General features: G+C 54.4%; 7 protein-coding genes. 2 read left to right on the forward strand and 5 right to left on the reverse strand.

The genetic code is table 11. The features are described from left to right. Positions 1-3: 3 nt before the first annotated feature. Together rsmD and recG are read right to left on the reverse strand one after the other, a co-directional pair. Complete coding sequence (gene rsmD / locus PHN51_09560) at positions 4-588, reverse strand: 16S rRNA (guanine(966)-N(2))-methyltransferase RsmD (GenBank protein MDD2819023.1); 585 nt, start codon at positions 586-588, stop codon at positions 4-6. Beyond that, the gene (gene recG, locus PHN51_09565; GenBank protein ID MDD2819024.1) at positions 585-2795 is read right to left on the reverse strand and encodes an ATP-dependent DNA helicase RecG; all 2211 of its coding nucleotides are present in this window, start codon (positions 2793-2795) and stop codon (positions 585-587) included. Before recG ends, rsmD begins: the two co-directional genes overlap by 4 nt. A 165-nt stretch (positions 2796-2960) precedes the next feature. Between recG and rpmB the strand changes: the two genes are divergently transcribed. Beyond that, positions 2961-3149, forward strand: coding sequence for a 50S ribosomal protein L28 (gene rpmB, locus PHN51_09570; GenBank protein MDD2819025.1), 189 nt, complete (start codon positions 2961-2963; stop codon positions 3147-3149). A gap of 68 nt (positions 3150-3217) precedes the next feature. Here rpmB and PHN51_09575 read toward each other — a convergent pair whose 3' ends face one another. Genes PHN51_09575 through PHN51_09585 form a run of 3 tightly spaced genes read right to left on the reverse strand, consistent with a single transcriptional unit; the run spans position 3218 to position 6275 of the window. Beyond that, positions 3218-4183 (reverse strand): thiamine-phosphate kinase, encoded by a 966-nt coding sequence (locus PHN51_09575; GenBank protein ID MDD2819026.1) that lies wholly within the window; start codon positions 4181-4183, stop codon positions 3218-3220. Positions 4184-4185: 2 nt separating this feature from the next. After that, positions 4186-5256, reverse strand: coding sequence for a D-alanine--D-alanine ligase (locus PHN51_09580; protein ID MDD2819027.1), 1071 nt, complete (start codon positions 5254-5256; stop codon positions 4186-4188). Next, positions 5253-6275 carry an NAD(P)-dependent glycerol-3-phosphate dehydrogenase gene (locus tag PHN51_09585; protein ID MDD2819028.1) on the reverse strand — a complete coding sequence of 341 codons (1023 nt, stop codon included), beginning with the start codon at positions 6273-6275 and terminating at the stop codon, positions 5253-5255. The genes PHN51_09580 and PHN51_09585 overlap by 4 nt, the downstream gene beginning before the upstream one ends. Before the next feature lie 52 nt (positions 6276-6327). Here PHN51_09585 and cofC point away from each other — a divergent pair, with 52 nt between their 5' ends. Beyond that, positions 6328-6963 (forward strand): 2-phospho-L-lactate guanylyltransferase, encoded by a 636-nt coding sequence (cofC, locus tag PHN51_09590; protein ID MDD2819029.1) that lies wholly within the window; start codon positions 6328-6330, stop codon positions 6961-6963. The last annotated feature ends 157 nt before the right edge of the window (positions 6964-7120 follow it).

The raw sequence follows: 7120 nt of genomic DNA on the forward strand, positions 1-7120 counted from the left end.
CGCTCATTCTCCATTCGTGGAAGTAGAGCGACCGTACCAAAGAGTAGTGTCGCCATACCTGCGTTGCGATAAATCGAACCAACCTTCAGGAAATGGTTCGGCCTGGTCAGAGCTGGGCCGCTCAACCACGACGAGCGCATCCCGCGCGATCCAGCCGGACCCGGCAAGATCACTCAACAACTTGGCAATTGAGGTGGCCGAAACGTCATACGGCGGATCTGCAAATACCAAATTGAATGAGACTGGCGGGTTTCTGTGCAATAGATCGTTCACACCGGCTGCGAGTAACGAAACCGAAGGCAGAGCAACATGCTCAATATTGCGGCGAATGACATCTGCCGCGGCACGATTCTTTTCAACAAGCAGCACTGTGTGCGCTCCTCGGCTTGCCGCCTCAATACCCAATGCGCCTGTTCCCGCATATAAGTCCAGCACCGCTATAGAACTCCACAATTCGTCGTTCGCCAATAACTCACTATTCAATGAGTTGAACAACGACTCTCGTACGCGATCTGACGTTGGCCGTGTCCCCTTGGCGGGAACTGACAGCCGCCTACCTTTGGCCAAACCAGCAATGATGCGCGTCATGCCTTCTCCATAAATTCCGCTTGGTCCTGTGCAACCAATTCAATGAGCGCTGCTTGCAAGGCGGGATAGGCAACTAAATCAGGATCTTGGTCAACAAGCCGTGTAGCCGCTTGCCTTGCAAGTTCAATGACGTCAACATCAGAAACCACTTGAAGCAACTTCAAGGAACTGCGATGGCCAGACTGCGAGGCGCCAAGCACATCGCCTTCGCGACGTTGTTCAAGATCTAAACGCGCCAATTCAAAACCATCAGTCGTTGAAGCCACAGCGTCTAAGCGTTTACGTGCAGGCGAACCGACGGGGGCATTGGTCATTAACAAACACAGCCCGGGCAGGGATCCTCGGCCAACACGCCCGCGCAATTGGTGCAATTGAGAAATGCCGAATCGGTCAGCATCAAGAACAACCATCACTGTGGCGCTTGGGACGTCAACGCCGACTTCAATGACTGTTGTTGAGACAAGAACATCTAGCCCTGGTTCAGCCTGTGCTGATGCAAAAGCAGACATCGCTGCATCCTTTTCATCTGGTGACATTCGCCCATGCAGGATCCCGATGCGTAATCCTGCTAACGGACCTGACGCAAGTATCTCTGCAGTGTCTAAGACTGATGCCAACGCAGTTTTTGCATCGGTTTGTGTCGCATCGACTTCAATTTCAAGGAAATCTTCATCTGCGCCGTCATCGCCAATGCGAGGACACACGATAAAGACCCGATGCCCTGCGGCAACTTCCTCGCGCACCCGTTCCCATGCACGATCCACGTGAGCAGGCTTTTCTTTCATAGGCACCACATGCGTGGTGACTCCAGCACGACCCTCTGGAAGACCTTCAAGTGTTGAAATGTCGAGGTCACCAAACACTGTCATCGCCACCGTGCGCGGAATTGGTGTTGCAGTCATGACCAATACATGCGGTCGGGTTCCATCAACGGCTTTTGACGATAACGCTGCACGCTGTTCAACACCAAAGCGATGTTGCTCGTCAACTACGACGAGCCCAAGATCTCGGAATTGCACGGTGTCCGTTAAGAGTGCATGCGTGCCCACAACGATTCCCGCATCACCCGAAATGATGTTGAGGAGATCCTTGCGACGTTGGGCAACCTTCATTGAACCGGTCACTAATGCAACTTGCGTGCCCCGCTCATGGCCACCGAGCATGCCGCCTTCTGCCATTTCACCGAGCAAATTCTTGATCGATCGAAAATGCTGGGCTGCTAACACCTCAGTAGGTGCAAGGAGAGCCGCCTGCCCACCTGAATCAACCACACTTAACATCGCACGCAGTGCCACCAACGTTTTGCCGCTACCGACATCACCTTGTAACAAGCGATGCATTGGATGATCGCCGGCAAGATCGCGAGCGATGTCTTCACCCACTGCGAGTTGCCCTGGCGTCAGGGTAAACGGCAACCGCGCTTCAAACTCTTGAATCAATGGTCCATCGCGCGTAATGCGAGCTCTCGCTGGCAGATGAGCAATTTCAGCACGACGCTGGGCCAGGAGTGTTTGCAAGAGGAAGGCTTCTTCAAATTTCAACCGACGTCTGGCTTCTTGGATTTCCTCATCCGAGGTCGGCCGGTGGATTGCGAGCACTGCAGAGCGATGATCCAGCAGACCAAGGTCAGCAACGACTGACGCTGGAAGTGGATCAGGAAGTTCGCCCAGCGTGTCGAGCACCACGCTCATTGCTCGAGCGATTTGCAGGGATGACACCGTTGCGGTGGCCGGATACACGGGAATGAATGCTCCAGCGAACATGGCGATCCGCTCTGGATCCTCGTCTACATCTTCTGGAAAGAATTCAAATGTGGGATGAGCCAACTGGCGCTTGCCTCGATACGAGGAAACTTCACCAGCAAACAGGCCTCGCCTGCCTGGTCGAAACATGCCTTCGCGCCATCGCTGATTGAAGAACGTCAAGGAGAGCTTGGTCTGACCATCAGAAATCACAACTTCCACGATGGTGCCCCGGCGCTGCTGCATGGGGCGCGTGGTCACGCTGACCACTTCAGCCAAAATGGTGACCGCTTCCCCATCAATCAGGGTGTTCATGTCGGTCAGTTCCCCGCGGGCGGCATAGCGGCGTGGGTAATGACTGATGAGCTCGCCTACCGTGGTGATCCCGAAGGCCTTCTTCAGCGCACCGGCAGACTTGCCTCCAAGGACCCGATCAAGGGGCATGTTGGTGTCGGAATATGACACTTTTGGCCTCCTCTATCTCCCCATGGAACCCTGATTTGGGTTGCTTGCCCCGATTCAGGTAACCTACGTGGGCTGCAAGTAGGACTAGCAGCATCCAACACCAGGCTTGGACTCGCTCGCGCGATCGGCGCGAGTGGACAAGTTACAACTATGAAGGAGTGCACCGTGGCTGCCAACTGCGACGTCTGCGGCAAGGGCCCAAGCTTCGGGCATTCAATTTCTCACTCACACCGTCGCACCAAGCGCCGCTGGAATCCAAACATTCAGCGTGTACGCACGCTCGTGGGTAAGACCCCGAAGCGTCAAAACGTGTGCACTTCTTGCCTCAAAGCTGGCAAGGTCGTTCGCGGCTAATCGCAACACCCACATTCTTATCAACCCAGGTCATTGACCTGGGTTGATTTGTTTTGTGTAGCAATACGTTAGGAAGTGAAATGTTGATGTCCACCAGCTGACGTCACAAAATGTCCATCAACTGTGACACCGGCGCCCTGCGTGCCGACAGGTTCAACAACACCAATCGCCACAAAACCTGCTGGAACTTTGGATCCTTTTTTGATCGTTGCAAGCAGCGCGTGATCATCACCACCAGTAAGCAGCCATTCGCGGGGGTCCATGTTGTAGGCACTTGCCGCCGATGCAATCTCATCAGGCACATCAATCAACGAAGAATCAATTGCCAACACCACACCCGATGCCGCTGCAATGTGTCGCGCATCGGCGATGAGCCCATCACTGACATCGACCATTGCTGTTGCGCCGTTCTTCGCCGCCAGCGGACCTGCCGCATACGGTGGGATTGGATAGCGATGTGCATCAACAAGTTTCTTGGGCGAACGAAAACCACGGCTTAACACTGCAAGCCCAGCGGCAGCCCAACCGATACGGCCGGCAATGGCAATGGTGTCACCGACTTTTGCGCCCGACCGCACAATTGGAGCACGACCTTCAAGGTCGCCCATTGCCGTGACCGTGATCATGATCGCATCGGCGCTTGTGACATCTCCTCCAACAAGAGCAGCTCCAGCACCCTCGATTTCGGCACGCAGCCCTGCAGTACACGAAAGTGCCCACGCAGTTGGCAGATCACTTGGTGCCGCAAACGCAACCACGACGCCTGTCGGAATCGCACCCATTGCCGCAATGTCTGCAAGGCTCGCTGCAGCAGCCTTGCGTCCAACGTCAACAGGCGTGGACCAATCTTTACGAAAGTGACGACCTTCAACCATGACATCAGTCGACACCACGACGCTGCCACTGTGCGCCTGCACTACTGCCGCATCGTCTCCGGGGCCAAGCAAGACCACGGGATTTGCTGGGAGATCAAGTGTCACTCGATCGATCAATCCGAATTCACCGACTTCTGCCAGCGTTGCATCGTTGCTCATAGCTAACGTAAGCCTGTTCCGCGACTAAGCGCATCATTGATCAACGTATCGATGAGATCGCCATATTCAATGCCACTTGCTTGCCACATTCGTGGGTACATAGAAATTGGCGTGAAGCCGGGCATGGTGTTGGCCTCATTAATAATCAACGTGTTTTGCGCATCAAGGAAGAAATCTATGCGCGCAAGCCCTTCACAACCCAAGGCATCAAATGCTCGAATTGCCATCGCTTGAAGTTCACGCTCTGTGTCTACGTCAAGAACTGCTGGCACCACCAGTTCTGCTGAATCCTCAAGGTATTTGGCTTCAAAGTCATAAAACTCATGTTTTCCACCAACAACAATTTCAGCAACGCGGCTCGCGCTCAGCGTTCCTTGCGCACCCGACAGCACGCCGCATTCAAGTTCGCGCGCTTGCTCGACGCCAGCTTCAACAATGACGCGTGGATCATGCACACGCGCTTCTTCAATGGCCGCCACGAGCTCGAGTTGACTCTTCACCTTGGAAATTCCGCGTGAAGATCCGGCACGTGCAGGCTTCACGAACACTGGATATCCAAGTTCGTTCACTGCAGCAATGGATGCATCTCGATCATTACGCCATTGGTAATCGGTGATCGCTACAAACTTTCCGACCTCTAGGCCAGCATGCGCCAACAAAATCTTCATCGTGATCTTGTCCATGCCTGCAGCTGAAGCAAGTACGCCTGAGCCCACATAAGGAATGGCAGCTAATTCCAAGAGTCCTTGAATAGTTCCGTCTTCACCCCAAGGCCCATGCAGCACTGGGAACACCACATCAATGACTGCAAGTTCGCTACTTAAAGCCGAAAAGTCCGGTCCAAGAACTAATGATTCCCCGCTCTCAGGAACCTGCGGTAACGCGTCTTTTGCCATAGAAAAGGAAGCGTGCGCATCCATCTTCAGCCAACGCCCGGAAGGTGAAATTCCAATTGCAGTTACGTCATACTTTTTGGGATCCAATGCCCGCATGACGCCACTGGCACTCACGCAGGAAACACTGTGCTCACTGCTACGCCCACCAAAGATGACCGCTACGCGGATCTTGGTCACTCGCTGGCTCCTACAACACCTTCGTGTTCATGCTTGGTATCACGTGCCATGAACGCTGCAGCCATCGTGTGCACCGATGCGCCATGGTGAAGCACATTGACAACCTGTTCAGTGATTGGCATGTCAACTCCATGCGCATGAGCCAACGCAAGAATTGGTTCGCAACTCTTATAAGCCTCGCATGTTTGTTTCATTGCCTTGATGGTTTCTTCAACTGACTTACCTCGACCTAAACTTTCACCAAAACTTCGGTTACGCGATAACGGCGATTGGCAGGTCGCAACAAGATCGCCAACACCAGCTAGCCCTTGAAACGTGAGTGGATCTGCACCGAGAGCAACGCCTAAACGAGCGATTTCGGCTAATCCGCGCGTCATGAGGGAAGCCTGTGAATTTTCACCAAGTCCCATGCCCACCGCCATGCCATTGGCTACGGCGATCACGTTTTTCATCGCCCCACCAATTTCGGTACCAATGACATCCGTTGTCCAATACGGACGGAAATATTCAGTAGTGCACGCATCCTGTAGAAGCAATGCGCTGGCCTCATCAACACAGGCGACCGTGGTTGCAGAAGGCTGACGTTGTGCAATCTCACGAGCAAGGTTTGGGCCAGACACCACAGCGATGCGTTCAGCGACCGCTCCAGTTTCTTCAGCAATGACCTCGCTCATGCGCTTCATCGTGCCAAGCTCAACGCCCTTGATCAGGCTTACCAGGATTGCTCGCGCTGGGATGAATGCTCGCCATTGGGCGAGATTGGCGCGCAACACTTGTGCTGGCAACGCAATTACCACGATGTCTGCGCCATTGAGAGCAGCGGCGGGGTCGGTGGTAGCCCGAACCGCGTCAGGCAGAACCAAATCTGGGTGGTAAGCCTCATTGCAGTGTTCTTCATTGATTTGGCGGGCAACTTCCAAATCCCGGGTCCAAATAACCACATCACTGCCAGCATCGGCCATCACAGTGGAAAACACAGTTCCCCATGATCCTGAGCCCATCACAGCAACCCGGCTCATAGCCTGCCTCCTGGATACCCGATGGTGAACACTGGCCAAGACTAATGCCCCCATGCGGTTGGATAGCGGCATGCAGTGGTCAGCGATTGTGCCCGTCAAGGCCAGCATTTCCGCTAAATCTCGGCTTCAAACCAACGCAGCATGGCGGGCGGAGTTCTCTCGGGCCTTTTTAGGTGATGCGCTTCAGGCTCTGGTTTCTTGCCCGGAAATTGACCGAGTGCTCGTGGTCACCGATGATGCTCAGCTTCACAACCACCTGGATTCCTCCATTGAACTCATGCTGATCACATCCGAGGGGCTCAATGAAGACATCACCACCGGGCTAGCGACTCTTGGCACACAACCGTGCGTTGTGGTGACCGGTGACCTGCCATGTTTGAGTGCCTCAGCGATGAGCGCAGTGCTTGAGCTCGCCTCAACCCAAGAACACAGTTTCGTTTCTGATTCACAGGGCGTGGGGACCACGATGCTGTTGTCCCATGACGCTTCAACATGCACGCCCAAATTCGGGAATCGATCACACGCGAAGCATGCGCAAGCGGGCTACACGGAAATCGTGAGTGAAAACCATGAGCTCAATGCACTCCTTACCCGCGCACGCAGAGATGTCGACACTGCTATTGACCTGTGGGATGCAAGGCGTCTGGGTGTTGGAGCGCATACCTCGGCTCTGCTAGACGACCTCTAACCGGCACAACAAAGGGCCCCACCGAAATGATGAACTGAACCCCGAAAGTTGGAGTTCATTGCGGGAGTGGGCTCAGGCTACTTGAAGGGATTGGGTCCGGTATTCGACCGGGCTCAATCCCTTCAGTCGTTCCTGGATGCGGTCGTGGTTCCACCAG

The organism is Candidatus Nanopelagicales bacterium (assembly GCA_028687755.1).
In the GTDB taxonomy this organism is placed as follows: domain Bacteria; phylum Actinomycetota; class Actinomycetes; order S36-B12; family S36-B12; genus UBA11398.

Coding starts and splice junctions, on each gene's coding strand:
- rsmD (MDD2819023.1), bottom strand. CDS start 588: ATGACGCGCATCATTGCTGGTTTGGCCAAAGGTAGGCGGCTGTCAGTT.
- PHN51_09585 (MDD2819028.1), bottom strand. CDS start 6,275: ATGAGCCGGGTTGCTGTGATGGGCTCAGGATCATGGGGAACTGTGTTT.
- cofC (MDD2819029.1), top strand. CDS start 6,328: ATGCGGTTGGATAGCGGCATGCAGTGGTCAGCGATTGTGCCCGTCAAG.
- PHN51_09575 (MDD2819026.1), bottom strand. CDS start 4,183: ATGAGCAACGATGCAACGCTGGCAGAAGTCGGTGAATTCGGATTGATC.